General features: G+C 44.0%; 1 protein-coding gene. It reads right to left on the bottom strand.

Translation table 11 applies throughout. From position 1 onward, the window contains the following. Nucleotides 1–327: Ig-like domain-containing protein (locus tag HC176_RS18430; RefSeq protein WP_167920439.1), on the bottom strand; the 327-nt coding region annotated here is incomplete at both ends.

The following is a 327-nucleotide window of genomic DNA, read 5'->3' as shown; positions in this document are numbered from 1 at the left end:
GAACTGCTGCCATCGGTATAATGGATAATCAGATTCACTTGAACGGGTTCCCCCAGATCTTCACAGGTGAAATTCTCCCGGTCCAATTCAATGTTCACTATTGCAGGATCATCGGGATCTCCGGCAAAAACTTCTTCGGGTTCCAAGGTCGCATTACCGGAAGCATCAAGAAAAACAATTACAGGTTTGCAGGAGCCCGGGGTGGTAGCAAATACAGTAATTGAAACAACTACATCCTGGGAGTAATCTTCTCCATCAAAGGCAGCGTATGTAAACTCATCGTAGCCTACAAAACCGGAATTTGGTGTATATATGAAAGAACCATAA

It is taken from the genome of Tamlana crocina (assembly GCF_012037625.1).
The sequence above is the reverse complement of the archived record's forward strand: the minus strand, read 5'-3'. Positions and strand labels throughout refer to the sequence as shown.